We start from the raw sequence: 22,940 nt of genomic DNA on the forward strand, positions 1-22,940 counted from the left end.
GGGCCCGCTCGTGGCGCCGGCGGTGACCGCCGCGGCCGACGGCGTCGTTCCGGATGTCCTCATACCGTGCACTGCGGGTCCGGCCCGCAGGTGAACACCTGAGGATCGCGGGTGACGCAGGTGGCACAGGTTTGGCCGGGGCAGGTCTGGCACGTGGCTTCGCAACCGGTGATGTCCACCGTCTCCCCGACGCACCGACACGTGTGCGGCCTGCCGGCGGTCTTGAGAACCGGCGGACAGCCGAAGCAGGTGTCGCAGCTGCCGCAGGTGTTGAAGGGCGTCCAGGTCCGCGGCGGCGTGGTACCCGGCCCCAGGGGCTGCGTCGTCGCCGTCGGCCCCGACTGCCCCAGTCGGAGGTCGAGGTCGAAGTCGTCCACGGGGGTGGCCGACTCGACCCGGGTGAAGTGCACCGTCGCGTCGCGACGCAGGGTGACCTTCGTGGCGTCGAGTCCGACGAACGGCGGCTGGTCGCCGCCGACGGTCTCCACCGACAGCACGTCCGCGGAGGCGAACTCGGCGTAGTAGTCCAGTTGTTTGTTGAAGTACAGGCGCCGGTATCCGGCGCGGTCGCTGTCGCCCAGCAGTCCGCTGAGCGTCAGTGCTCTGGCCGGCCGCTCCGACGGGCTGGCCAGGCTCCTCGTTACGAAGTCGTCCTGCGGGCGATCGCCGATGCCGTTCGGTTCACCGGGTTCGGTGTTCTTGCCGGCCATGTCAACCTCGGGTGCTACTGGTGCAGTTCCTCTTCTGCCTCCTCTGCCTCCACGGCGGCGACGATTGCGCAGAGTGTGCGAAACCCCGGGAAGCCGCGACCGCGCCGTGCCGTCGGCCTGTCAGCGGTTGTGGCATGCCGAGGTTCACGGGACTACGGCCCCGGCGCGGGGAAGCCGCGCAGGCTGTGTTAACTCTGCGTCACTCTCGGTACTGTCTCTCCTCCCATTGTGGGCCCGCTCGCCCGGACCCGCACGGTCCGGGACCGAGGGGGGAGGGAAGGGGCCTCAGGCCGGCCCGCCCCCGACCCCGGCCCCTCCCTCGTCCCCGGCTCCGCCGCCGGCCCAGTCCCAGCCGGCGACGGCGTCGCGCAGCAGGCGGGCGGCGGCGGGCAGGCGCTCGCCCGTGCCCCACAGGAGGGTCAGGGCGCGCCGGCAGTCGGGGGCGTCGACGGTGATCCAGACCAGCGGCAGGCGGGTGGCGGTGCGCCGGGCGACGTCGGGCACCAGGCCGATGCCCAGGCCCGCGCTGATCAGCTCCGCGATGGCACCGACCTCGTCGCACTCGCAGACGATCCTCGGCACCAGGCCGCGGGCGGCGAACAGCCGCTCCAGCAGGCGGCGCTGCCAGTGCCCGGGGCGGGCGGCGATGAACGGCTGCCCGGCGATCTCGTCGATGCCGACCGCGTCGCGTCCGGCCAGCGGGTGGCCGGGCGCGAGGGCCAGGCCCACCGCCTCGTCCAGCAGCAGGAGCGACTCCAGGCCCTCGGCGGCCACCGGCTGGGAGACGACGGCGAGGTCGACGTCCTGGGCCCGCAGCCGTCGGGCCGTCTCCTCGGCGGACAGCTGGTGCAGCTCGATCTCCACGCCGGGGTGGGCCCCCTTGAACGCGGCCAGCGGCCCGCTGAAGGCCAGGAACGTCTCCGAGGCCAGCCGCACCGTGCCGAAGCCCTGCCCGGCGGCCTGCGCCACCGCCCGCCGGCCCGCCGCCAGTTCGCCGAGCGAACGCTCCACGTAGCCGCGGAACAGGTGCCCGGCCGCGTTCAGCCGCAGCCGCCCGCCCCGCTCGAACAGCGGGGTGCCCAGCTCCGCCTCCAGCCGGGCGATGGAGCGGCTCAACGACGGCTGGGCGACGCGCAGTTCCTCCGCCGCCCGGCTCAGGTGCTCCAGTCGCGCCACCGCCAGGAACTGCGCGAGCGAGTTCAGGTCCAACCCCGGCTCCCATGCCCCGAACGTCATAACGCCATAGCGATATTGATCTTAGACAGGATAGCCGGACGGTCATAGCCTCACGGGGTGGGCGCGCACCGGCGAACGGGGCGGTCCGGCACCGGCGCCGAGGAAGGACGCCCCACGGCCGTCGCCGCCGACCGGACCCCACCGGAGCCCGCGGCCCGGTCCGCCACGGGGGAGCGGACCGGGCCCGCCGCCCGGCCCCGCGCGCCGCGCCCGGCCCCGCACCGCGCGTGCGGGACTTGACCTGCCCATGGTGCCGGCCGCAGTCGCGGGGCCTGCGGGCGGGTTCCGGGGCCCTCGGGTGCGCGGCGGGGGCCGGACCGGACCCGGTGAACCACGGCAGCCGCAACCGGAATGTGATGCTCCGTCCGCTTCGGGGCGAAGTGCCGGACCTTCACCGGTCTCCCATCAGATGATCACTCTGCTGCCGTGATCCCGACCCCCGCAGTACGAGGCGGTCCACTCCAATTCCCTTCGCACACCTCCGAGCTGCGAAAGGCCACCGCCCCCCATGACCCGCCCCGCCGACCACCCCACGCCCGACCGGATGCTGCGCGAGGCCGCCGCCCGCCTGGACCGGCGCCGCTTCCTGACCGTCACCTCGGCCGCCGCCGCGCTCGCCTTCAGCGTCAACCTGCCCACCGCCAGCGCCGCCGACAACGAGATCGCCCCGCGCGCCATCGGCGACAACCCCTTCACCCTCGGCGTGGCCTCCGGCGACGCCACCTCCGAGGCCGTCGTGCTGTGGACCCGGCTGGCCCCGCGCCCGCTGGAACCCGGCGCCGGCCTGCCGCCCACCGGCTCGGTCAAGGTCGCCTGGGAGATCGCCCGCGACGAGAGGTTCCGCCGCGTCGAGCGCCGCGGCACCGCCCGCGCCCACGCCGAGTTCAACTACGCCGTCCACGTGGACGTCGACGGCCTCGACGCCGGCCGCGAGTACTGGTACCGCTTCACCGTCGGCCCCTGGTCCAGCCCCGTCGGACGCACCCGCACCGCCCCGCCGCGCGGCAAGAAGCTCGACAGCGCCCGCATCGCCTTCGTCTCCTGCCAGGCCTACGAGGACGGCTACTTCACCGCCTACCGCCACCTCGCGAGCGAGGACCTGGACGCCGTCTTCCACGTCGGCGACTACATCTACGAATACGGCATCGACTCCGCCGGCGGCGACCGCAAGTACACCGACCGCACCCTCGCCGCCCACTTCAACCACGAGACCACCACCCTCGAGGACTACCGGCTGCGCTACTCCCTCTACAAGAACGACCCCGACCTCCAGGCCGCGCACGCCGCCCACCCCTGGTACGTCACCTGGGACGACCACGAGGTGGAGAACAACTACGCCGCCGGCATCCCGGAGAAGAACCAGGACCCCGCCCCCTTCGTCGCCCGCCGCGCCGCCGCCTACCGCGCCTACTGGGAGAACCAGCCGCTGCGCATGCCCCAGCCGCGCGGCACCGAACTCACCCTCTACCGGCGCGTCCACTTCGGCCGCCTCGCCCAGTTCGACATCCTCGACACCCGCCAGTACCGCGACGACCAGGCCAACGGCGACGGCTGGCAGTACCCCACCCCCGAGTCCGACGACCCCAAGCGCACCCTGATGGGCGCCACCCAGGAACGCTGGTTCGCCGAAGGCCTGCGCAACTCCAAGGCCACCTGGAACGTCGTGCCCCAGCAGGTCGTCTTCTCCCGCCGCAAGAACACCACCGCCGAGCGCTCCAAGCTCTCCATGGACGCCTGGGACGGCTACCCGGCCGCCCGCGAGCGCTTCCTGCAGGCCGTCGACAAGTCCGGCGTCGAGAACCTCGTGCTGCTCACCGGCGACGTGCACGTGGCCTACGCCCTGGACGTCAAGCGCAACTTCGACGACCCCGACTCCCGTACCGTGGGCGTGGAGTTCGTCGGCACCTCGATCAGCAGCGACGGCGACGGCGAGGAGAAGCCCTCCAACTGGACCAACCTCATGTCGGCCAACCCGCACATGAAGTTCTACGACGGACGCCGCGGCTACACCGTCCTCACCCTGGACCGCCACTGCGCCCGCGCCGACTACCGCGTCGTCTCCCACATCACCCGCCCCGGCGGCACCCTGTCCACCGCCGCCTCCTTCACCACCGAGGCCGGCAACCCGGGCATCCGCCCCGCCTGACGCCCGCACCGCGCCGAACGGCCCCGGCCCCGCCGCCATGAGGCAGGCGGCGGGGCCGGGCGCTCAGGCGCCGCGCAGGAGGCGGCCGACGAGGGCCGCGGCCTGCTCCGGGTGCTGCTCCAGCCAGGCACCCAGGTGCTCCCGCACGGCCCGCGCGACGCAGGCGCGCACGGTGTCGCCGCCGAGCACGTCGCGGATGGAGCCGTGGAACTCGGGAGCGTCGAGCTTCACCGACACGACCGCCGTCAGGCCCGCGCAGACCTGCTCGGCGGTCAGGCCGGTCTCCGGCGCGGCCGGCAGCAGCCGCTTCTTGCGCGCGTACGCGTCGACCGCGGCCGTCACCCCGTCACGGAAGCCCGCCTCGTGGGTGCCGCCGCGCGGCGTGGGCCGGCCGTTGGCGAAGCTGCGGATCCGCTCCTCGGAGGAGTCACGCCACCGCCAGGCCGCTTCCACCGTGCCCCCCATCCGCGATTCCTCCCGCTCGAAGCCGACGGTGTCCGTGGTGGCGGGGGCCGCGTCCCGCTCGTCGAGGAAGGCGACGAAGTCCCGTGCCCCGCCGGGGAAGCGCAGCCGGACCGACCGCGGCTCGGCCGGGCCGCGCCCGTCGGTCAGCGAGATATCCAAGTCCCGGTTCAGCAAGGCCAGTTCCCTGAAGCGATCCGCCAGTTCGTCGAACGAGCACTGCGCCGCCCCGAAGATCTCGGCGTCCGGCCAGAAGGTGATGACGGTCCCGCTGCCGGTTGCCGGGCCCGCCTCGGTGAGCGGGGTGACCGCGACACCGCGCGCGTACTCCTGCTCCCAGCGGACCCCTTCGCGCCGCACCCCGGCCGTCAGCCGGCTCGACAGGGCGTTGGTGACGGTGGGCCCGACGCCGCAGTAGCCCAGCGCCACGCCGTGGCGGCCGCCGGCGAGCCCCGCTCCGGCGTGCATGCGGGTCAGCAGGGCTTCGAGGCCGGGATCGCCGGCGTCCCCCTCTCCGTGGACGGGAACGCCCGGCCCGTCGTCGGCGACGCGCACCCCACCGTCGGACGTGAGCGTGATCTCGACGCGGCCGGCCCGGCCCGCCAGGACCTCCCTCACCGCCCGGTCGGCGACCTCGAACACCATCTGGTGCAGGCCGAGTTCACCAGTCGATCCGACGTACATCCCGGGCCGCTTGCGAACGGCTTCCCACCCCTCGAGCACCTGGATGTGGATGTTGTCGTAACCGGTGGATTCCTGGCACACGGTGTCCCCTCCGAAGGTGGCGCGGCAGAACTCCACAGCCTAGGCGAATTTCGGAATAACGCCAGGTCAGAGCATCTGCTCCGAAGGTGTGGACGGCCGCGAGAGCGCCCGCCGGAAGGTCGCCGCCACACGGGTCCGGGACTGCCGCCGCACCGCGGCCACGGCGCCGCGGAGGCCGCGCACGAGGCCGTTTCGGGTGCCGCCCAGGGGTGTCGATTCGCCAATTTTTCGTGCGCCGCCGGGTGCCACGCCCGACGGTGCCACGGCCCCGTTCCGCCGCGGATGCCCCGGCCCCGCCGCCATGAGGCAGGCGGCGGGGCCGGTCACCTCTGGGACACCTCGTAGGCCTCGCGGACGGACGAGGGGATGCGTCCGCGGTCGTCGACGAGGATGCCGTGGGCGCGGGCCCAGACGCGGATCGGCTCGTCCTGCGGGCGGGGGAGCCGGTCGGCTTCGCGGGAGGCGGCGGGCCGGGCGGGGCCCCGGCGGTCCCGCGAGGGCGCTCCTTCGAGTCCGTCCGCCGCGGCGTGGAAGAAGGCGGCCAGCGAGGCGTACACGCCCTCCTCGGGGCAGGATGCCTCCGCCCACGTTCCGACCGCCCCGGTGGCCGTGTCCAGGAACGTCCCGTACAGGCCGTCGCGCTCCGCGGCGATCGGCACCCAAGTGCGGCGCCAGAACGGGCAGTCGGGGTCCTTGGACGGCTCCGCCTCCTCCAGGCCCATCCGGCTGTGGTAGACCCGCTGGATGTCCGTCAGGCCCAGCAGGATGTGGCCGACGGGCAGGGGCACGGCGCAGTCCCGCGTCACCAGGGACGAGGGCATGTCGGGCGGCACGCCGGCGTCGACGCCGTTCACCAGGAGCCACTGCCGCAGCTCCCGGGGCAGCGCCAGGCCCATGCGCCGTTCGGCCCGGTCGACGGCCTGAGGGCTCCCCGCACCGGCGAGGGCGGCGAAGAGCGCCGGGTCGTGCCGCCCGAGCCACCCGGTCACCCGGCCCCACGCCTGCCGTACGTCACCCGTCCCGTGCGATTCCCGCTGGTCATCCATGGGACGACCGTACGCGCGGCCACCGACAAGGACCCGCCCCCGGGAGTTTCGGCATCGATCGACCGGTTTGTGATCACGGTTCGGCGACCTTCCGTCGGCCGGCGACGAAATTCGCTCCTCGCGGCTTCCCGGCGGCGGTAGGTTTCCCGACGCACATCATCCTGATCGTCACGGGGGATCCACCATTTCCACTCAGTCTGCCGAGCTGCCCACCGGCGGTGCCGCGCCCGCCGAGCCTGCCGAGCCCGTCTCCGACGCCACGGCCACGGACCCGGCCACGGACCCGGCCGCAGGCCCGGCCGCGGGCGTGCCCGGCTACGGCGAGGGGCAACTCACCTGCCGGCACTGCGGATCCGTCCCGGCCGTGGACGCGACCTTCCGCGGGCACCTGGGCCTCATCATCATCCTGAAGTACTTCAAGCGCCGGGGCCCGTTCTGCCGCAGCTGCGGCATCGCCACGCACCGCGAGATGACCTCCGACAGCCTCTGGCAGGGCTGGTGGGGCATCCCCTCGATGATCGTCAACCCGATCATCATGCTGCTCAACGTCCCGCAGCGCCTGAAGGTCGACAAGCTGGCCGAGCCGCTGCCCGGCGCGCCCCGCCCGCCGATGGACCCCGGCAAGCCGGTGTACCTGCGGCCCACGATCGTCGGCCTGCTCATCCCGGCGCTGCTGATCTCGGTGATCTACCTCGTCGCCAAGCGCGACCCCGAGTTCGCCAAGGCCGGCGACTGCATCCACGACAACAACCCGATCGCCACCGCCCTGCCCGGCCTCGTCGACAGGAACGCCGACGTCGACGTGGTCCCCTGCTCGGACCCGAAGGCCGAGGCCCGCGTCGTGGGCCGCAAGGACGACACCGACGACGGCGAGAGCGTGTGCCGCACCGCCTTCCCCGCCTCCGACGGCTACTTCACCTACAAGCGGGGCAGCACCAGGTACGTCCTGTGCCTGCAGAGCCTGCAGACCCCGCAGCAGACCAAGCCGACCACGATCTTCGGCCCCGTCAACCCGTAGATCCCGCGACCCCGCAGTCAGGTCTGCGGGCCGAGCCGCACCACCGGGCAGCCGGCCGAACGCCTCGGCGCGTCGCCGCCCACCGCGAGCGAGCCGGCCTTCGCACTCCGTACTCCGCCGGGCGCCGGCCGGGTCGGGCACGGCCCTGTCCGGAAGGCTTCTCACAGCCCCGCGCCGGCACCGGACCGGGGTGCTCCCGGTGCTCTTCGGCGCCCTGCTCGCCCGGCTGCCGCGGCGGTACGGGCCCGCGATCACGCGCCGGTGACCGCCGGGATCGCTCCCGGATCCACCGGTCGCGGCCGATCGCAGCCCGTGCGAGACTTGTCACCATCTGGTCACTGAGAGTGACATTCTTGTGTCGCGCGGCGATATCCGGTGAAACGAGTGGGGACCTTGTCCGATATCCAGGCGTTCGACGTCATCATCGTCGGCTCCGGGGCCGCCGGTGGAATGGCGGCGCACGAGCTCTGTGCGGCGGGCGCTCGCGTCCTGATGCTGGAGGCGGGCCGGGACTACGATCCCGGGACCGAGACGCCGATGTTCAACACGCCGCAGGAAGCGCCGCTGCGGGCGGCCTCGACGGCGGACAAGCCGCAGGGCTTCTACGACGCCACCGTCGACGGCGGCTCGCAGATCGCCGGAGAGCCCTACAGCCAGGCGAACCCTCCGACTCCGGACAAGTCGAACCAGTTCAGCTGGTGGCGGCCGCGGATGCTGGGCGGCCGCACCAACCACTGGGGCCGGGTGGCGCTGCGCTTCGGACCGTACGACTTCAAGCCGAAGACCCGTGACGGGCTGGGCTTCGACTGGCCGATCGAGTACGCCGACCTGGCGCCGTGGTACGACAAGGCCGAACGTCTCGTCGGCGTCACCGGCCTTCCCCACGGGATCGAGAACGCCCCCGACTCCCCGCCCGGCGTCCAGCTCCCACCGCCGTCCCCGCGCGCCTTCGAGATCGTCCTCGGCCGGGCGTTCGAGCACCTGGGCATGAAGGTGGCGGCGATCCGGGCGGCCGTGCTCACCCGCCCGTTGAACGGCCGCGCGGCGTGCCTGTACTCGACCCAGTGCACCCGTGGCTGCGCCAGCCGCTCCAACTTCCAGAGCACGACCGTCCTCATTCCCCCCGCCCGCGCCACCGGCAACCTCACCGTCGTGTGCAACGCCATGGTGTCCCGGGTCGACGTCGACGCGACCGGGCGGGCCACCGGAGTCACCTACAACGACCGGGTGACCGGCTCGCAGTCCTCGGTCACGGGACGGGTGGTGGTGCTGGCGGCGGGAACCTGCTCGTCGGTGCGCATCCTGCTCAACTCGCGAAGCGCCGCGTTCCCCAACGGCATCGGGAACGGCCACGGGCTGGTCGGCAAGTACCTGATGGACTCGGTCGAGTTCTCGCGTTCGTCGCGAATTCCGCTGCTCCAGAAACTCCCCGTGCTGAACGACGACGGCATCTTCACCCCGCACATCTACGTGCCCTGGTGGCTGCTGCCCGAGCAGGCCGCCGGGCAGCTCGGGTTCCCGCGCGGATACCACATCGAGCCGCGCGGGGGCCGCAGGATGCCGACCACCGGCGTCAAGAACCTGATCGACGACGGCAGCGCGACCTACGGCGACGCCCTGCGGGAGGAGGTCCGGCGCAAGTACGGCACGGACGTCACCCTCATCGGCGAAGGCGAGATGATCCCGAACGAGGGCTCCTTCTGCGAGCTCGACCCGACGGTCAAGGACAAGTGGGGAGTTCCGGTCCTGCGGTTCCACTGGACATGGGGAGATCCGGAAATCCGGCAGGTCACGCACATGCACGACACCTTCAACAAGGTCTTCAGCCTGCTCGGCGGCGCACCGGACACCAGTCCCGTCGCGATGCCGCAGGGCGGCGGAGCGGTCCACGAGGTCGGCGGCGCGCGGATGGGGACCTCACCGCAGAACTCCGTCCTCGACGCCTACAACCAGTGCTGGGACGTGAGGAACCTGTTCGTCGTCGACGGCGCCGCGTTCGCGTCGAGCCCGGACAAGAACCCCACGCTCACCATCCTCGCCCTGGCCGCGCGGAGTTCGGCCCGCATCCTCGAACTGCTGCGCAGCGGCGGGACCTGACCGCACCGGGCGCCCAACCACCACGTCAGAGCGACCGCATGACGGTGCATCGGAAGCGAGAGGAAGAGAGAGGAAGAGATGGGCCAGCACAGCGCCGCCGGGCTCGATGCCGCACCGCAGGGCTACGGAACCGACCCCAACCTCGTGACGCCGCACACGCCTTGGCCGCGCACGCTCTCGGAACGCGAGCGCGCACTCGTCACGGTCCTCGCCGACATCGTCCTGCCGGGCACCGCCGAGCACCCGGCGCCCAGCGCGATGGGCATCGCCGACTTCCTCGACGACTGGGTGAGCGCCCCCTACCCGACGCAGCAGGGCCACAGGACTGTCATCACGACCGGCCTCGCCATGGTCGACGCGCAGGCGCGGAGCCAGTTCGGGACGGGGTTCGTCGAACTGGACGGCCCCCGGCAGCGCACGATCGTCGACCAGATCGCGTCGACCACCGCGACGGACCGCAGCTTCTTCATCAGGTTCCGGTCCCTGCTGCTCATCGGCTACTTCACCTCCGACATCGGCTTCAAGGCGATCGGCTATCCCGGGAACGTGCCGCTGCTCGCCTTCCCGGGCGTCCCGCCGGAGGCGCAGCGCGTCATCGACGACGAACTCCGGAAGTTGGGGCTGTAGCGTGGATCCGGCGACCGCGGGCACCGCGCGCATGAAGACCATCAGGGAGTACGTCGAGGCGGGAGTTCTGCCGCTGGACGACCTCAAAGGCGCCTTGCGGCTCGCGATGCGGCTGGAATTCGCCACCATCCCGCCGTATCTGTGTGCGCAGTGGTCGGTCAAGGACGACCCGGACCGTACCGAGGGTGTGCTGCACAGGATCGTCAGCCAGGAGATGAACCACTTCGCGCTGGCCGGAAACCTGCTGGCCGCGATCGGCGGCCGGCCGTCGATCGCGCACCCGGGCTTCCTGCCGACCTATCCGGCCGACGAGCTGCCCGGCGGCATTCCGCAGCGACTTCCGGTCGATCTGAAGCCACTGGTCAAGGACCAGCTCGCGGTGTTCATGCAGATCGAGTACCCGGAGTTCCCCCCGATCGCCCTCCACGCCGGGCGGCCGCCCGCCACGATCGGCGCCTTCTACGACACGATCATCCGCACGTTCCGGAAGCTCGAGCCGGCGATCCACCCGAAGGCCCACGCGGTGGAGGTGCCCTTCGCGAAGCCGATCGGAACCGTCGCCGACGCGGTCGAGACGATCGACCGGATCAAGACCGAGGGGGAGGGGACACCGGGCTCACCCGATCAGCCGCCGGGGGAGGGGGACAGCGGCCACGCGCACTACTACCTGTTCAAGGAGCTCTACGTCCAGAAGCGGCTGGTCAAGACCGGCGGCACGTGGAGTTTCAGCGGAGCTCCCGTCAACCTGCCGGAGGTGTACCACTTCGCGCCCTCCCAGGACCGGCCGAACCCCTCGACCGAGTTCAACCGCACCCTGTCGAAGCTGCTGGTCGACCTGGAGACGTGCTGGACGTCCGGCGCGCCGCCGAACGTGGCGGCCATGTTCCAGCTCCAGATCCTCGGGCGGGACCTGATCAGACGCGGGATCCGTCCGCAGTTCCGGTGGGACGGCACAGCGGCCTGAGCGATCCCGGCCGGGGACCCGGGCGTTCCGGGCGGACGGTGCCGGGCAGGCGCGACTCCGGCCCTTCGGACGAACCGAAGGGCCGCAACCGCTTCCTGACGCACCGCCGACGACCCCCCGCCGACGCCCCCCGGGCCTCATGGTGCCGCCCACTCACGACGGGTCCGCTCCACGGAGCAGCCCGCGAGGACGAGGGGCTCAGCCGACCCAGATGTACAGGGCGTACCTGTTGGTGCCGACGAAGGAGCAGTAGGCGTCGCCGGCGTAGGAGTCCCTCAGGTCGTAGCAGGCGGACTTGGTGTAGATGCCCATCTTCTTCCAGTAGCCCGGAACCGCGGCCGAGACCGTGTCGCCCTGGTGGGGCGCGGGGGCCGCCTGGGCGGTGGCGGCGCCGCCCACCAGCACGGTCGTCGCCAGGGCCAGGCCGGTGAGAAGCAGACGTGCGCGCATGGGTGTTCTCCTCTGTCGCTTCGCGGATGTGTGGTGTGCCTCGGGCACGGAAGAAAGAGTCCACCCGCGGCGGTGCGGGATTCGACTCGTTTCGGCCTGCCCCGAAACGAGCGCGGCGGCAAGGCTCATCCGCAGGGTGCGGGCGCGGACGAGGAGGACGGCGTGCTACGGGTTCATTTCACCGCCGAGGACCTGGCGCGGGTACGGGTCACGGTGCTGGGGCCGCTCGCCGAGACGCAGCTGAGCATGCGGACCGTGCAGTGGCGCGACCGCGCGGCGCTGTTCGGCGGGTGGCGCGCGCGCACCGGTCCCCGGATCGGCGCCGACGGGAGACTGGCGGCACGGTTCCTCAGCCCGGCCGCCCACGGGGCACTGGTGGACCTGTTCACCCTGGTGGGCGCGGTGGACCGCGTGGAGGAGGGGATCGAGCGGCTGGTCAGCACGCCGGCCCCGCGGCTGCGCGCCGAGTTCTCCGTCCCACCGCGCACGGCCGGGCCCGCGGAACCGTGGCTGGCCGAGGCGATGGACGCCGCCCCGCGGGCGCTGCGGCGGCTGGGCGCCGCCCTGCAGCACTGCCACCGCGTCGCGGTCGCCCCCTACTGGCCGCGCATCGACCAGCACCTTCAGGGCGAAGTGGCGCGACGGGGCAGGCTCATGGCGCGGGGCGGGGTGGGAGCGCTCCTGGACGGCCTGCGCCCGATGGCCGTATGGAGGCCGCCGGTACTGGAGATCCCCGGCTACCGGCCGCTGACCCACCCGGAAGCCGACCTCCACCTGTCGGGCCGCTCGTTCGTGCTGGCTCCGTCGGTGTTCTGCGGGCCGGTTCCCCAGCTGTTCGCCGGCTCCTTGGACGACACGGTGGTCATGGCCTACCAGGCACTGCACGACCCTATCGACGCGGCGGCCCTGTGGGCACCGCCCGCCGACACCCGCCGACGCGATGCCCAGGTGCCACCGGCCCTGGCCGCGCTGCTGGGCCGCAGCAGAGCGATCGTGCTGTGCGTCATAGCCGACCATCCCGCCTGCACGACGACCCAGTTGGCACAGCGGGCCGGCCTGTCGCCGGCCAGCGCCAGCGAGCACGCCACCACCCTGCGCAAGGCCGGGCTGACCGCCCTGACCCGGGAGCGGAAGGCGGTCCTTCACACGCTGACCCATCTCGGCCTCACCCTGCTGAACACCAACATCCCATCCCCCGAAGCCTCCTGAACGCCGCACGGCACACCGAGGCGGCAGCGGCCTGGACCCGGGCGGCGCCGAGGCGGGTGGCCCGCCTCGCCGCAGCCGCCGCCGGGCGGGCGGGGGGTGAGGCCCGCGCAGGGGCCGCAGATGCCGGGGCGGGGCACCGGGTCATGGCACCGGGAGCACTCGGCGTACCGAACTGCCGTGGGCGGCACGGCAGTCGGGGCGGGCATCGGGGTCGTGCTCGCCCGCGCCGCATGGGAACAGCCTTGCGTGAAAGGTCAATCAGGAGTGAAGTTGCCTCCCTCGTAAGAAGGTTGTCTCTTGCCCTGCGTCGCGCCCCGCCCCAGGGTTGGTTCACGTGATCCCGCGCACGTCCGTTCCGGCGAGCGGCGCCAAGCGGGGTTGGACCTGCGGCCAGCCCCTCAATCCTCCGGCGTCGCTTCCACCTTGGGGCCAGACCGCTCCCGGACGAGCCCGGGCCCCGAAGGGCCCTCCTCGGATGCCTCAAACCCAGAAATCCCGGTGATATTCGATGGCGCGCACCAAAACGATGCGTCACTGCGGCGCACTTGCCGCAGCGGCCCTGATGGCGACGGTCGCGTTGCCGACCCCCGCGAAGGCCGACAGCCAGTACTGCGGTCGCCCGCACTGGGTTCTCGGCGCGATCCAGACCAAGTACGACGAGATGCACGGCCCTGACGGCCCGCTCGGATGCCCGACGTCGGGTGAGCAGAGCACCCCGAACGGACGCGGCAAGTTCACGACCTTCGAAGGCGGATCGATCTACTGGACCTCCGACACGGGGGCACACCCGGTCTGGGGCAGGATCAGCGAGAAATGGGGCCAACTGGGCTGGGAGGGAGGCACGCTGGGATTCCCGAAAAGCGACGAACTCGCCAACCCCGACGGTGCCGGCAAGCGCCAGGAGTACGAGGGCGGAACGGTCTACTGGCACCCGAGCCGCTCCAACGGCGCCCACCCGGTCTGGGGCAGGATCGGGGAGAAGTGGGGCACCTCGGGCTGGGAGAACGGCCCGTACGGCTACCCCGTGACCGACGAGGCCCCGGGGCTGCGCCCGGAGGACGGGTACTCGCAGCAGTTCGAGAACGGGCCGATCGGATGGGCTCCGGGCGAGTCCGACAACCCGCAGTGGCAGCGGGCGAAGGCAAAGCACATCGACGGCAACGCGAACCCGGGCGATCAGAGCCAGAGCGCGACCCTGCTGCCCAAGGGCGCCGACCGCGGGGTCGTTTTGGTGCGAGGTTTCATCGCCAACACGACCACGTTCTACGACCAGATCGGCGAGCACCGCTCGTTCGGCACCGATCCGGAGGCCGGCGCCAAGGGAACGATCGCCTGGGACACCGCCACCGGCCGGGTGGGGATCTACATCGAGCACTCGTGCTTCCGGTTCGTCCACTGCTGGGACGCCAAGCCGTTGGTCCGCACGTCGCACGCGAAGGTGAACACCGACAGCAACGACATCGAGCAGAACGAGTACTGGGTGGAGCCGTACGGCAACGGTGGCGCCCGCATCGACCTGTCGCTGGTGAACGGGTTCTCCTCCTCGGGCGTGCCGGAACTGCTCAACTTCGGGCGGATCAACGCGACCTTCTGGCTGACTCCGCGCCAGTACGACCCGGACAAGACCGTCAACGACACCGCGACGTTCGACGTCAGGACGACCAAGGACAAGTTCCCCTCGTGGGAGGTCCTGCGGTATCCGCACCTGAAGCCGACCTCCGGCGCACCCGAGGTCCACTGGCTGGGTCGCGTCGGACAGACCGAGATCGAAGACCTGAAGGGCGTCCAGCACACCTGTACGCGGGTGGGGAAGGATTCCGACGACCCCTCGATGAGCTGTGGTTGAGGACCGGGCCATCGACGCCACCGCCCGTCGTGGTGCCGCGTCATCCTGCCCGGACCGCAGCCGGTCCCCCGGGTCGGCCTGGCCCGGGGGCGCTGACCGAGAGGTCTGCGTGCCGCCCCTCAGGAGGGGCAGCCCCCGGGCCGTGCGGAGCTGATCTGGTCGTTCAGGCTGTACTGCGTGACGTTGCCGGTGTAGTCGGCGGCGACGGGCAGGCACCGGCCGCCGAAGTCGGCGTTGGTGTAGACCGACCAGAGCCGGCCGGTGCGGTTGCGCAGCGACGACGTGATGTCGTTGAAGTCCAGCGAACCGAGCGAGGCGCGCTCCCCGCCCAGCCCCACGACGCGGCCCTGCCCGTCGACGTCCTGGAACAGGCAGAAGTTGCCGCTCGCGCACCGGTCGTAGCCGGTGGCCGAGGTCGCCGCGAGCGCGGGCGGGGCCGGCGCGGTGAGGGCGAGCCCCGCCGCCAGTGACAGGCAGGCGGCCATCGTGCGGAGATTCGGCATGTCCTTCTCCCGGTTCGGTCGTACGGCGGGTCCGCGGTTTTCCCCACTCGCTGCGACTGTGGCAGAGGCAGGGGTCCGGGCGGCGGAGGCGACCGGCGAACTCACCCGCACGAGGCACGCGTCGGGCATTCCTCACACGAGTGGTGAAGGCGGCAGCCGGCCCCGGGCCGGACGCCGCCTTCACCACCGGCCGCCGGTCCGGATCGGGCTCTTCGCGCCGCCGCGCACGGCGATCCGGGCGCCGAGCCGGCGTCCGGAGAGGCCGCCGGCTCGGCGCCCGGGGGAAATGCTTTTGCCTCGGTCAACTGCGCGTGTTTCAGCCTGAGTTCGGACCGGCTGACCGGTCTCTCCGCCGGCGCCCGCCCTTCACGTGAACCGGGGCGCCGACCCGCCCGGTGGAGGGTGGGTCGGCGCCGGTGGTGGATGTGGTGATCAGGAGGCGGCCGTCGGCGGGAGGATCTGGACAGTGGACTGGGTGCCGCAGGTCGTCGTCCCTCGGAACGGGACGGCGCCCTCGTTGACGAACACGCACGGGCCCAGTCGGGTGGCACCGGCCGGTGTGGTGGCGTCGTAGGAGACGCGGACGCGGGTCACGGTCGTGTCGCCCGCGAGGATGCCCGAGTCGCGGCCCTGGAGGTAGACGCCGACCGGGTCGCCCGGGATCCCGTTCGACACCTTCTCCAGCGCGCGCCACGAACCGTCCTCGTCGCGGACCTGCACCGTCGCGTGCGGGTCGGTGAACAGGACGTTGCCGAGGTTGACGTAGTCGGACGGCGTCGGGTCGTCCAGGACGGCGTCGAACTCGATCGGGTCGCCGCCGGCGACCGCCTCGTCGGGCACCTCGGACAGCGACGTGATCAGCGGCTCGGCCTTGATCGTCCTGGTCTTCTGGTCCAGCGCCACCCAGGAGCCGTCTCGCGCGATCACCGCGGAGTGCAGCGCGACGGACTGGAAGCCGCCGTTGGACGCCCCGTCGTGAGGCAGGCCCATCGGGGCGCCGATGCGCAGAGCCACAGTGACCTCGCCGCCGGCGGGGACGGTCAGGCCGTCGGGCCAGGACAGCAACCCGCTGTAGGTGACGTTGTGGTCCCCCCGGTTGAACTCCAGCGGGAACGCCTTCCAGGTGCCGTCCGCCGGATCCTTGTAGTCGATGGTGATCGCGTGCTCGGGCGTGCCCAGGTCGCTGGTGGTGTCGAGTACCAGGTTGTACGTGGTGCTCTGGGTGCCGGTGTTGGTGATGGTCTCGGTGAACTCGACCGGCCGGCCCGCGAATCCGATCGAGTCCGGGGCCTCGACGGAGAGCGTGGCCTGCGGAGGCTCGACCGCGAAGGCGGCGGGTGCGGGCAGGGCGAGTGCCCCGCAGAGCAGGGCGGTCCCGACAGCCGCGGCGGCCACTGCGGTACGGCGGGATCGACGGATACGGGCGATGGACATGGTTCCCCCCTGGAACGTGAACGCGGAAATGCCGAAGAACGGCTCAGAGCGTGAATCGATGATCGACCGGGCCGGCGAACAGGGCGGCGATGCGCTCCGGAACGCCCCCGCCTGGCCTGCCTCTCACACTTGAAGACGTGTGGAACGCCCCGGGGTTGCAGGTGACTTCGAGAAACTTTCCGGACCCGAAGTCGGACCCGAAGTCGGGCCGGGAGCCGCTCCGGGAGGGGCCTCGGACTCGACCGCGTGAGCGCCGCCGGCTGCACCACCAAGGCGTCCTCCGGCGCTGAAAACGCCGGCAGAAGCCCGGTCGGCCGGTCCGAACTCGGGCTGAAACGCTCTCAGTGGATCCAGGGCATGATCGACCGGCGGGAGATCGTGGCAGGCGTCGCGGTCACCGGCCTGCTCCAGGTGCTCGCCCGGCGACCGTAGAGCGCGTTTCAGAAGTGACCATGCCCGGGACGACGGACACCTCACACCGGTCGTCCCCGAGGTACTCCTTCGGGACGCCTCGTACGCTGACCAGTGGTTGCCGCACGTGGCGTCGACCGAGCCGGCCGACGCAGCGATCTGTGTCTTCGCCCCCAACGTGGTCACCAACCCGCACGGTACCTCTCGGCATGACCTCGGAGGGTTCACGTATCGGGCCTGATGGTCTCCCGGGGGGCGATCTCGCCGAGGAGCAGTTGGAGAGGACGCGAAGGGGACATCCCAGCCTTACCAGTGCTGCCCCGCAGAAGTCCGTGGAGGGGTTCTCCCCTCCATGAGGTGCTGGAGCCCACTCGGTCAGTGGATTCCGGAGTCGGGATGTTCGGCATCCCATTCTTGGCGTGCTTGAGCGATGGCATCGCGGTGTTCGGCAGACCAGTCCGCGAGGGCTTTGACCAGATGTGTGAGGCTGTGGCCCATCGTCGTGAGCTCGTACTCGACCTGCGGGGGCACCGTGGGGTGCACGGTCCGGGTGACCAGGCCGTCGCGTTCCAGCCGGCGCACGGTGAGCGTCAGCATCCGCTGCGAGATACCGGGGACAGCGCGCTGTAGCTGTCGGAAACGGCGGACGCCCTGGGCCAGTTCGACGACGACAAGGACCGACCATTTGTCGCCGATCCGGTCGAGTACCTCGCGGATCCCGCAGTCCTCGTGCTCGTCGCCGCAACTGACGACGGGGGTGGTGGTTACCCCTGTGTGCCCCACTGACATGGAAGTGCCTCCTTACGCTCCCTGGGCGCAGACCCGCAGGATGATCCCGGTTACCGAAGAGAACCTACCGGAACGGAAGACCCTGATGATCCTGGTTACCGGCGCCACCGGCGCCCTGGGCACGCTGATCGCCCAGCGGCTGGCCGACCGCGACGACACCATCCTTGGAACCCGCGACCCCGAGCAGCTCACGGCCCCGCTGCCGGTCCGCCGCATCGACTTCGACGAGCCCGGCACCCTCGCCGGGGGCTTCGAGGGGGTGGATGTGCTGCTGCTGATCTCCGCGGGCTATGGCGAGGACGACACCGTCATAGCCCGGCACGGTGCTGTCATCGACGCCGCTGAGAAGGCCGGCGTGACGCATGTCGTGTATACGAGCCTGACCGCCGACGGCGATCACCTTCCCTACGCCTTGCCGCACCGTTGGACCGAGCGTCGGCTCCAGGAGAGCACCATGGACTGGACGATCCTGCGCAACGGCCTGTACGCGGAGTTGCTGGCCTGGCTCGCGGCGCCGTCCGGCGACGGGCGGATCACTGCCCCGCTCGGCGAGGGCCAACTGGCCGCCGTTGCCCGGGCGGATCTGGCCGACGCCGCGGCACGTGTGACAGTGGAGGCCCCCGCTCATGCGGGGCGCATCTATGAACTCGTCGGTGAGCAGGCCATCGGCGGCGCCGATCTGGCCCGCGCGCACGGCCCGCACGTCACCTACGAGCCGGAGACCCTCGCCCAGGCCCGCGCGCGCATCGCCGCCTCCGGCGCCGAGCCGTTCCAGGTGCCGATGCTGGTGGGTACCTACTCCGCCATCGCGGCCGGGTTCATGTCCCGCACCAACGGTGCTCTACGCCAACTGCTGGGCCGCGCACCCCACTCCGCGCTCGCAGCAGCCCTCGCATAGCCCTCACCGCAACGAGCCCGCTCCGCCAGGAACGTGCCATGCCCCGCGCAATCAAGCCGGTTCCGACGGCGGTTGTGGACCGCGATCGCACGCGAGCTGAAGATCAGCGTCAACACGGTGCGCAAGTGGCGGGGCCGGTTCGCCAGCGGTGTCCTGGCCGCTCTGGCCGACGCGAAACGCTCCGGCCGGCCCCGCATCTACGGGCCGCAGGTTCGCGTCGCCGTGGTGGCCGCCGCTACCAGCGCGCCCCCGTACCCGGAGTCAACCTGGTCGCACCGCGGGATCGCCGCACGCTCCCCGCCCGAGCGGCAGGGATGCGGACCGCGTTGATCAGGCGCGGCCCGTGGGGCTGGAGCCAGCAGCACGATCCGGCCGCGGAGCAGGCGACGTTCCGAATCGACTCGTTGGCGGAGCTTCCGGATCTGATCGCCAAGTTCAACGCTGGAGCGAGCTGAGCGTTGCCGACCAGGAGTAGAGGCGGTCGTCCACATGTCGGACGGCCGCCGTGTCCTGCCACGGGGTGAGTGCTCGTCGGGCCTCACGCACCCGCTCCATGCCGGTCGCATACCAGGTGAGGGCCGGTGAACGGTGCGGAGGCGCAGCTCGCGGTCGGCGCCCATCAGGCTGCCGTCCGGGGCGTCGTCGCAGGTGTCACCGTAGACCTCGGCTCGACCGGCGCGGAACTGCTCCTCCAACCACACGAGGACGCGTTCGGGGGCGTGTACGACCGCTTTGAGTTCCGCCTCGATCGCCATGCCGGTTGCTCCTGTCGAGGCGGACCAAGGGAGTGGGACAGGGCGGCGAGGGGCCGTCCGCTTCCTCGCCGTTCGTCAGCCGCTTCACCACCTCGGTTTCCGGTACCCACTTCACGCGACGTTCCAGGTCGGCCGTGCCGCCGTCGCAGGCGCCTCTGGCAGGATGGCGCCGACCCGTCCCACCGAGATCATGAGGTACGAGTGAGCAGTGAGTGGACGATCCACGGCAGCCGCCCCGTCTACACCAGTCCGTGGGTGCGGCTTGACCTGGTCGACGTCGAGCCGCTCGGAAGGGACCGGTACGAGCACCACCTGGTGCGATTCGCGCCGGTCGCGGCCACCGTAGTGATCAACGACCGTAACCAGGTGCTGATGATGTGGCGGCACCGCTTCGCGACGGACACCTGGAGCTGGGAGATCCCCAGCGGCATAGTCGAGGACGGGGAATCCCTCGAGGCCGCAGCCGTCCGCGAGGTGCTCGAGGAAACCGGCTGGCAGGTGGACGAGGTCGAGGTACTCGCCTACAACCAGCCCATCGGCGGCATGAGCGACGCCGAACACCACGTGTTCCTCGCTCACGGCGCCACCTACGTCGCGCCGCCGGTGGACACCCATGAGGCTGACAGGATCGAGTGGATCCCGATCTCCCGGATCCAGGGCATGATCGACCGGCGGGAGATCGTGGCAGGCGTCGCGGTCACCGGGCTGCTCCAGGTGCTCGCCCGGCGATCCTAGGACGGCAGGGCCAGCATCTCTCGAAGATCAACAACCAGTGGCAGGCGGGCCGAACGCGGCGGCACAGCCGCGGCAACCTCCCTCGCCCGGGCCAGCACGATCCCGGTCCGGTGCTCGTTCGGGAGTGTGGCAACCGCCACCATACTGGTCTGCGCTCCCGCACCGATCTCGCCGATACGCATCAGGCCGTCTGCCTGGTCCAAAGCAATGAGTGCTCGGTCGAGGTACTGGGTGGGTGCGTAGAGATTGAGAGCCTGGTCAAGGGATTGCTGCGCGCGTCGGATGTCACCAAGCGTGGTGTACATGCTGCCCATGTGCCACCGAAGTTGACGTTCGGTGTACCCGTATGCCAGGTCGGCGGTGTGCTCTGCCCCCAGTCGGACGAACGCCCGTTCAGCGAGGACCATGGCAGCGCGGGCTTCCTCAGGGCGGCCGAGGCGGGCGAGTGCGCGAGCTTTTAGCGCAGGCGCCCATGCGGCGGTGGCACACACCGTGGTACCCGCGATCACCCGGGCCCGCTCGGCTAGCTCGGCCGCGCCTGCGGGCGCCCCGTAGTAGAACGGGATCACAGCCTCACGTGCTACAAGCCACGCGCGGAGGGCGCGGTCATGAGTTTCCTCGGCCGCGAGCTGTGCAACCCGGTACCAGGCCCGTGCTTCGCGGTGCTCGCCCATCGCGACCAGGGCGATGCCTGCGGTGGCGGCGAGTCGGGCAGCGACGTGGCAGAGACGGGCACGGTGGTCGGCCGACTGCCGGCGGCTGAGGAGCTGCCGGACGTCGAGGAAGTCCAACACGGCATCGCCGAGGAGCCGGGCCGGCGGAGTGTGTTGGTAGGCATGGCCATAATCGGCAGCGGTGCTCTCCCACTGATCAACGGTGGTGTCGGACACGCTCGCGGTGAAGACGGCGGCCCCGTCCTGGCGGGCGCTCATGAGGGCGGACAAGACCGGAGTGGACAGGCTTAGACCCACCTGGCTAAGAAGTCCACGAAGTATGGCGTGCCGGGCAGATGGCATCTCGGCCTGCACCTCGTCCATGGGGGCTTCGGCGCTGACGTTCGGGGTGGACTCGGGGGCAACTTGACTGTCCACAGGGGTGTAGTCGGTGCCGTAGCCCAGACGGTCGGGTCTGGTCTGGTGGAGGCGGCACAGCGCGTCAAGACGCTCGATCGATGGCCGTGTGGTGCCCCGCTCCCAGGCTGAGAGCTGTTGCACTGTCACACGCTGACCCAGCTGTGCCAGTTCATCGACTGCCTGTCGAAGGGACCATCCACGGCTGAGGCGTGCAGCCTGAAGCAGACTCACGGCGCATTCGCGCGCGATTGCGCTAGAGAGCTGCCAGGGCGTCCAACCGGAGGCCTCAGCAGCGGCGGCAAGTCGGGCAGCGGTAATCCGCCGGTCGGCGGCTCGGGGCATCTCGGCTCCGTCCAGCAGAGGGTTGGATTTCCACGCTAGGCCATCCCTGGGGGACCCGAAGCCGCTTTCGTCGCGCCGTGGTGAATGGCTGTCGACCTGTGGCGGCCCCACCGTGAAATCACGGTGGGGCCGCCATTGCCGGAACCTACCGGTGCGATCGATCCTCTCGTCACGACCAGCGGCTTCCTGCTAGGAGGTGACGTGGAGGCTGAGACGCTGATTGCAATCCCCTTGCTGCAACGCTGTTTGCGCGAGCCCAGAAGGACGGCTGTGCATGAATCCGCTGCGGCGGAGGGGACGGCGAGTTGGTCTCGCACGGCCATCTCCAGACGCCCATCAGGCCCGACCAGGCACGCTCGCTCCGATCTCTTCGAGGTACCTCCATGCTCAAGACCCATCGCCCCCGCATGTTCGTCGCGCGCCTCGACTCGCGGATCGAATCCACGCCCCTGGCGCGCTACTTGCTCCGCGCCTACCTCTCCGGCATGCCCTTCGGCGAGCGCTACCGCGACACCGCCGAACTCCTGCTCGGCGAGTTGTTCGCCAACGCCGTCCAGCACTCCGACGCCCCCGACGACCGGCACATCGAGGTCCGCTTCTCCCTCGTCAACTCCCGCCTGCGCCTCGAAGTCCACGACGCCGGCTCCGGGTGCCCGTCCCTCCGCTGCGCCGCGCCGGACGACGAGCGCGGGCGCGGGCTGTTCCTCGTGAACGAGCTCGCCGAGCGTTGGGGCTGCGCCTCCCGGCCGGGCGGCATCGGCAAGTACGTCTGGGCGCTGGTCGCCCCCGCCCCCAGTCCCGCCCTCACGCTCGTCACCGCCTGAAAGCCCGAACTCCCCATGCACCTCACCAACCTCGCCGGCCACGCCCTCTCCCGCGGCCGCACCCCCGCCGACACCTACGCCCTCCTCGCCCGCCGCACCCACAAGCCGGTGCCTTCTGCCCGCGCGGTCTGCCTGGCCCTGACCATCCCGCTCGCCGAGACCGTCCGCCGCCTGGCCGAGTGCCACGACGCCCTCCTCGCCCACCCCCGCCCGGGCTCCGAGACCGACACCGGCGAACTCCTCGAAGCCCTCGGCGTCTTCGACGTCCCCGCCTCCCTCACCGACACCGAACTCGCCGTCGTCGACCACTTCCTGGTCGCCATCGACGCCATGGGCGGCATCCGCGCCGGCCACCAGCACGGCCTGACCCGCTGGTTCACCACCGGCAACCTCACCGCCGCCTACCTCTCCCTCGCCGCCGCCCGCCCCCTGCCCCGAACCGGCGACCCCGCCCGCTACTGGACCGCCCTCGTCACCGCTGGCGAACTCCTCACCACCGTTCCCAACCCCGACACCCGCCTCAAGTACGCCCTCACCCACTGCCGCACCCAAGCCACCCGCCACCCCTGAACCCCCGCGCCCCGCACAGGAAGTCGGACC

The 22,940-nt window shown here is 71.3% G+C and carries 22 protein-coding genes; 13 read left to right on the top strand and 9 right to left on the bottom strand.

The genetic code is table 11. The features are described 5' to 3' along the window. Positions 1 to 59 precede the first annotated feature (59 nt). Together ACFWP2_RS19435 and ACFWP2_RS19440 are read right to left on the bottom strand one after the other, a co-directional pair. Positions 60 to 710 (bottom strand): hypothetical protein, encoded by a 651-nt coding sequence (locus ACFWP2_RS19435; protein ID WP_380452862.1) that lies wholly within the window; start codon positions 708 to 710, stop codon positions 60 to 62. Positions 711 to 995: 285 nt separating this feature from the next. Beyond that, positions 996 to 1,919 carry a LysR family transcriptional regulator gene (locus tag ACFWP2_RS19440; protein ID WP_380452864.1) on the bottom strand — a complete coding sequence of 308 codons (924 nt, stop codon included), beginning with the start codon at positions 1,917 to 1,919 and terminating at the stop codon, positions 996 to 998. A 535-nt stretch (positions 1,920 to 2,454) separates the two neighbouring features. Here ACFWP2_RS19440 and ACFWP2_RS19445 point away from each other — a divergent pair. Further along, complete coding sequence (locus ACFWP2_RS19445) at positions 2,455 to 4,092, top strand: alkaline phosphatase D family protein (protein WP_380452866.1); 1,638 nt, start codon at positions 2,455 to 2,457, stop codon at positions 4,090 to 4,092. A gap of 63 nt (positions 4,093 to 4,155) precedes the next feature. Here ACFWP2_RS19445 and ACFWP2_RS19450 read toward each other — a convergent pair whose 3' ends face one another. Together ACFWP2_RS19450 and ACFWP2_RS19455 are read right to left on the bottom strand one after the other, a co-directional pair. Continuing rightward, positions 4,156 to 5,319, bottom strand: a complete 1,164-nt coding sequence (locus ACFWP2_RS19450; RefSeq protein ID WP_380452868.1) for an ATP-binding protein — start codon at positions 5,317 to 5,319, stop codon at positions 4,156 to 4,158. Between the two features lie 323 nt (positions 5,320 to 5,642). Continuing rightward, complete coding sequence (locus ACFWP2_RS19455) at positions 5,643 to 6,365, bottom strand: histone-like nucleoid-structuring protein Lsr2 (protein ID WP_380452871.1); 723 nt, start codon at positions 6,363 to 6,365, stop codon at positions 5,643 to 5,645. 364 nt (positions 6,366 to 6,729) lie between these two features. Between ACFWP2_RS19455 and ACFWP2_RS19460 the strand changes: the two genes are divergently transcribed. From ACFWP2_RS19460 to ACFWP2_RS19475, 4 genes are all read left to right on the top strand, one after another. Next, positions 6,730 to 7,383 carry a hypothetical protein gene (locus tag ACFWP2_RS19460; protein WP_380452873.1) on the top strand — a complete coding sequence of 218 codons (654 nt, stop codon included), beginning with the start codon at positions 6,730 to 6,732 and terminating at the stop codon, positions 7,381 to 7,383. 393 nt (positions 7,384 to 7,776) lie between these two features. Continuing rightward, entirely contained in the window at positions 7,777 to 9,480 is a 1,704-nt protein-coding gene (locus ACFWP2_RS19465; RefSeq protein ID WP_380452875.1) for a GMC oxidoreductase, read from the top strand. A 78-nt stretch (positions 9,481 to 9,558) separates the two neighbouring features. Next, positions 9,559 to 10,107 (top strand): gluconate 2-dehydrogenase subunit 3 family protein, encoded by a 549-nt coding sequence (locus ACFWP2_RS19470; protein ID WP_380452877.1) that lies wholly within the window; start codon positions 9,559 to 9,561, stop codon positions 10,105 to 10,107. Between the two features lie 31 nt (positions 10,108 to 10,138). Next, positions 10,139 to 11,071 carry a ferritin-like protein gene (locus tag ACFWP2_RS19475; RefSeq protein WP_380452879.1) on the top strand — a complete coding sequence of 311 codons (933 nt, stop codon included), beginning with the start codon at positions 10,139 to 10,141 and terminating at the stop codon, positions 11,069 to 11,071. A 198-nt stretch (positions 11,072 to 11,269) separates the two neighbouring features. Here ACFWP2_RS19475 and ACFWP2_RS19480 read toward each other — a convergent pair whose 3' ends face one another. Continuing rightward, positions 11,270 to 11,521 (bottom strand): hypothetical protein, encoded by a 252-nt coding sequence (locus ACFWP2_RS19480; protein WP_380452881.1) that lies wholly within the window; start codon positions 11,519 to 11,521, stop codon positions 11,270 to 11,272. Between the two features lie 162 nt (positions 11,522 to 11,683). Between ACFWP2_RS19480 and ACFWP2_RS19485 the strand changes: the two genes are divergently transcribed. Continuing rightward, complete coding sequence (locus ACFWP2_RS19485; RefSeq protein WP_380452883.1) at positions 11,684 to 12,730, top strand: winged helix-turn-helix domain-containing protein; 1,047 nt, start codon at positions 11,684 to 11,686, stop codon at positions 12,728 to 12,730. A gap of 508 nt (positions 12,731 to 13,238) precedes the next feature. Further along, positions 13,239 to 14,576 (top strand): LGFP repeat-containing protein, encoded by a 1,338-nt coding sequence (locus ACFWP2_RS19490; RefSeq protein ID WP_380452885.1) that lies wholly within the window; start codon positions 13,239 to 13,241, stop codon positions 14,574 to 14,576. 119 nt (positions 14,577 to 14,695) lie between these two features. On the opposite strand, the gene ACFWP2_RS19495 is transcribed toward ACFWP2_RS19490, so the two are convergent. Together ACFWP2_RS19495 and ACFWP2_RS19500 are read right to left on the bottom strand one after the other, a co-directional pair. Next, positions 14,696 to 15,079 carry a peptidase inhibitor family I36 protein gene (locus tag ACFWP2_RS19495; protein ID WP_380452887.1) on the bottom strand — a complete coding sequence of 128 codons (384 nt, stop codon included), beginning with the start codon at positions 15,077 to 15,079 and terminating at the stop codon, positions 14,696 to 14,698. Positions 15,080 to 15,511: 432 nt separating this feature from the next. Beyond that, positions 15,512 to 16,513 carry a hypothetical protein gene (locus tag ACFWP2_RS19500; RefSeq protein WP_380452889.1) on the bottom strand — a complete coding sequence of 334 codons (1,002 nt, stop codon included), beginning with the start codon at positions 16,511 to 16,513 and terminating at the stop codon, positions 15,512 to 15,514. A gap of 246 nt (positions 16,514 to 16,759) precedes the next feature. On the opposite strand from ACFWP2_RS19500, the gene ACFWP2_RS19505 reads away from it, so the two are divergent. Further along, the gene (locus ACFWP2_RS19505) at positions 16,760 to 16,945 is read left to right on the top strand and encodes a hypothetical protein (RefSeq protein ID WP_380452891.1); all 186 of its coding nucleotides are present in this window, start codon (positions 16,760 to 16,762) and stop codon (positions 16,943 to 16,945) included. A gap of 354 nt (positions 16,946 to 17,299) precedes the next feature. Here the strand turns inward: ACFWP2_RS19505 and ACFWP2_RS19510 are convergent, their stop codons facing one another. Further along, positions 17,300 to 17,713 (bottom strand): winged helix-turn-helix transcriptional regulator, encoded by a 414-nt coding sequence (locus tag ACFWP2_RS19510; protein WP_380452893.1) that lies wholly within the window; start codon positions 17,711 to 17,713, stop codon positions 17,300 to 17,302. Between the two features lie 40 nt (positions 17,714 to 17,753). On the opposite strand from ACFWP2_RS19510, the gene ACFWP2_RS19515 reads away from it, so the two are divergent. The 3 genes from ACFWP2_RS19515 to ACFWP2_RS19525 all read left to right on the top strand — a co-directional run bounded on the left by ACFWP2_RS19515 (position 17,754) and on the right by ACFWP2_RS19525 (position 20,101). Further along, positions 17,754 to 18,611, top strand: a complete 858-nt coding sequence (locus tag ACFWP2_RS19515; RefSeq protein ID WP_380452895.1) for an NAD(P)H-binding protein — start codon at positions 17,754 to 17,756, stop codon at positions 18,609 to 18,611. A gap of 33 nt (positions 18,612 to 18,644) precedes the next feature. After that, a complete protein-coding gene (locus ACFWP2_RS19520; RefSeq protein WP_380452897.1) occupies positions 18,645 to 18,941 on the top strand; it encodes a helix-turn-helix domain-containing protein in 297 nt (98 codons plus the stop codon). A 626-nt stretch (positions 18,942 to 19,567) separates the two neighbouring features. Then, complete coding sequence (locus ACFWP2_RS19525) at positions 19,568 to 20,101, top strand: NUDIX hydrolase (RefSeq protein ID WP_380452899.1); 534 nt, start codon at positions 19,568 to 19,570, stop codon at positions 20,099 to 20,101. Here ACFWP2_RS19525 and ACFWP2_RS19530 read toward each other — a convergent pair. Further along, positions 20,098 to 21,516 carry a helix-turn-helix domain-containing protein gene (locus tag ACFWP2_RS19530; protein ID WP_380452901.1) on the bottom strand — a complete coding sequence of 473 codons (1,419 nt, stop codon included), beginning with the start codon at positions 21,514 to 21,516 and terminating at the stop codon, positions 20,098 to 20,100. The genes ACFWP2_RS19525 and ACFWP2_RS19530 overlap by 4 nt on opposite strands. A 383-nt stretch (positions 21,517 to 21,899) precedes the next feature. On the opposite strand from ACFWP2_RS19530, the gene ACFWP2_RS19535 reads away from it, so the two are divergent. Together ACFWP2_RS19535 and ACFWP2_RS19540 are read left to right on the top strand one after the other, a co-directional pair. Then, positions 21,900 to 22,340 (top strand): ATP-binding protein, encoded by a 441-nt coding sequence (locus ACFWP2_RS19535; protein ID WP_380452904.1) that lies wholly within the window; start codon positions 21,900 to 21,902, stop codon positions 22,338 to 22,340. Between the two features lie 15 nt (positions 22,341 to 22,355). Then, positions 22,356 to 22,910 (top strand): hypothetical protein, encoded by a 555-nt coding sequence (locus tag ACFWP2_RS19540; protein WP_380452905.1) that lies wholly within the window; start codon positions 22,356 to 22,358, stop codon positions 22,908 to 22,910. Positions 22,911 to 22,940: the final 30 nt, after the last annotated feature.

The sequence above is a fragment of the Kitasatospora sp. NPDC058444 genome (genome assembly GCF_042721415.1).
Taxonomy (GTDB): domain Bacteria; phylum Actinomycetota; class Actinomycetes; order Streptomycetales; family Streptomycetaceae; genus Kitasatospora.

What these genes read in the sequence shown, in the direction of transcription:
- ACFWP2_RS19510 (WP_380452893.1), bottom strand. Translation starts at nt 17,713, where the DNA reads ATGTCAGTGGGGCACACAGGGGTAACCACCACCCCCGTCGTCAGTTGC.
- ACFWP2_RS19455 (WP_380452871.1), bottom strand. Translation starts at nt 6,365, where the DNA reads ATGGATGACCAGCGGGAATCGCACGGGACGGGTGACGTACGGCAGGCG.
- ACFWP2_RS19500 (WP_380452889.1), bottom strand. Translation starts at nt 16,513, where the DNA reads ATGTCCATCGCCCGTATCCGTCGATCCCGCCGTACCGCAGTGGCCGCC.
- ACFWP2_RS19480 (WP_380452881.1), bottom strand. Translation starts at nt 11,521, where the DNA reads ATGCGCGCACGTCTGCTTCTCACCGGCCTGGCCCTGGCGACGACCGTG.
- ACFWP2_RS19515 (WP_380452895.1), top strand. Translation starts at nt 17,754, where the DNA reads ATGATCCCGGTTACCGAAGAGAACCTACCGGAACGGAAGACCCTGATG.
- ACFWP2_RS19535 (WP_380452904.1), top strand. Translation starts at nt 21,900, where the DNA reads ATGCTCAAGACCCATCGCCCCCGCATGTTCGTCGCGCGCCTCGACTCG.
- ACFWP2_RS19490 (WP_380452885.1), top strand. Translation starts at nt 13,239, where the DNA reads ATGGCGCGCACCAAAACGATGCGTCACTGCGGCGCACTTGCCGCAGCG.
- ACFWP2_RS19530 (WP_380452901.1), bottom strand. Translation starts at nt 21,516, where the DNA reads ATGCCCCGAGCCGCCGACCGGCGGATTACCGCTGCCCGACTTGCCGCC.
- ACFWP2_RS19475 (WP_380452879.1), top strand. Translation starts at nt 10,139, where the DNA reads ATGAAGACCATCAGGGAGTACGTCGAGGCGGGAGTTCTGCCGCTGGAC.
- ACFWP2_RS19540 (WP_380452905.1), top strand. Translation starts at nt 22,356, where the DNA reads ATGCACCTCACCAACCTCGCCGGCCACGCCCTCTCCCGCGGCCGCACC.
- ACFWP2_RS19470 (WP_380452877.1), top strand. Translation starts at nt 9,559, where the DNA reads ATGGGCCAGCACAGCGCCGCCGGGCTCGATGCCGCACCGCAGGGCTAC.
- ACFWP2_RS19445 (WP_380452866.1), top strand. Translation starts at nt 2,455, where the DNA reads ATGACCCGCCCCGCCGACCACCCCACGCCCGACCGGATGCTGCGCGAG.
- ACFWP2_RS19435 (WP_380452862.1), bottom strand. Translation starts at nt 710, where the DNA reads ATGGCCGGCAAGAACACCGAACCCGGTGAACCGAACGGCATCGGCGAT.
- ACFWP2_RS19495 (WP_380452887.1), bottom strand. Translation starts at nt 15,079, where the DNA reads ATGCCGAATCTCCGCACGATGGCCGCCTGCCTGTCACTGGCGGCGGGG.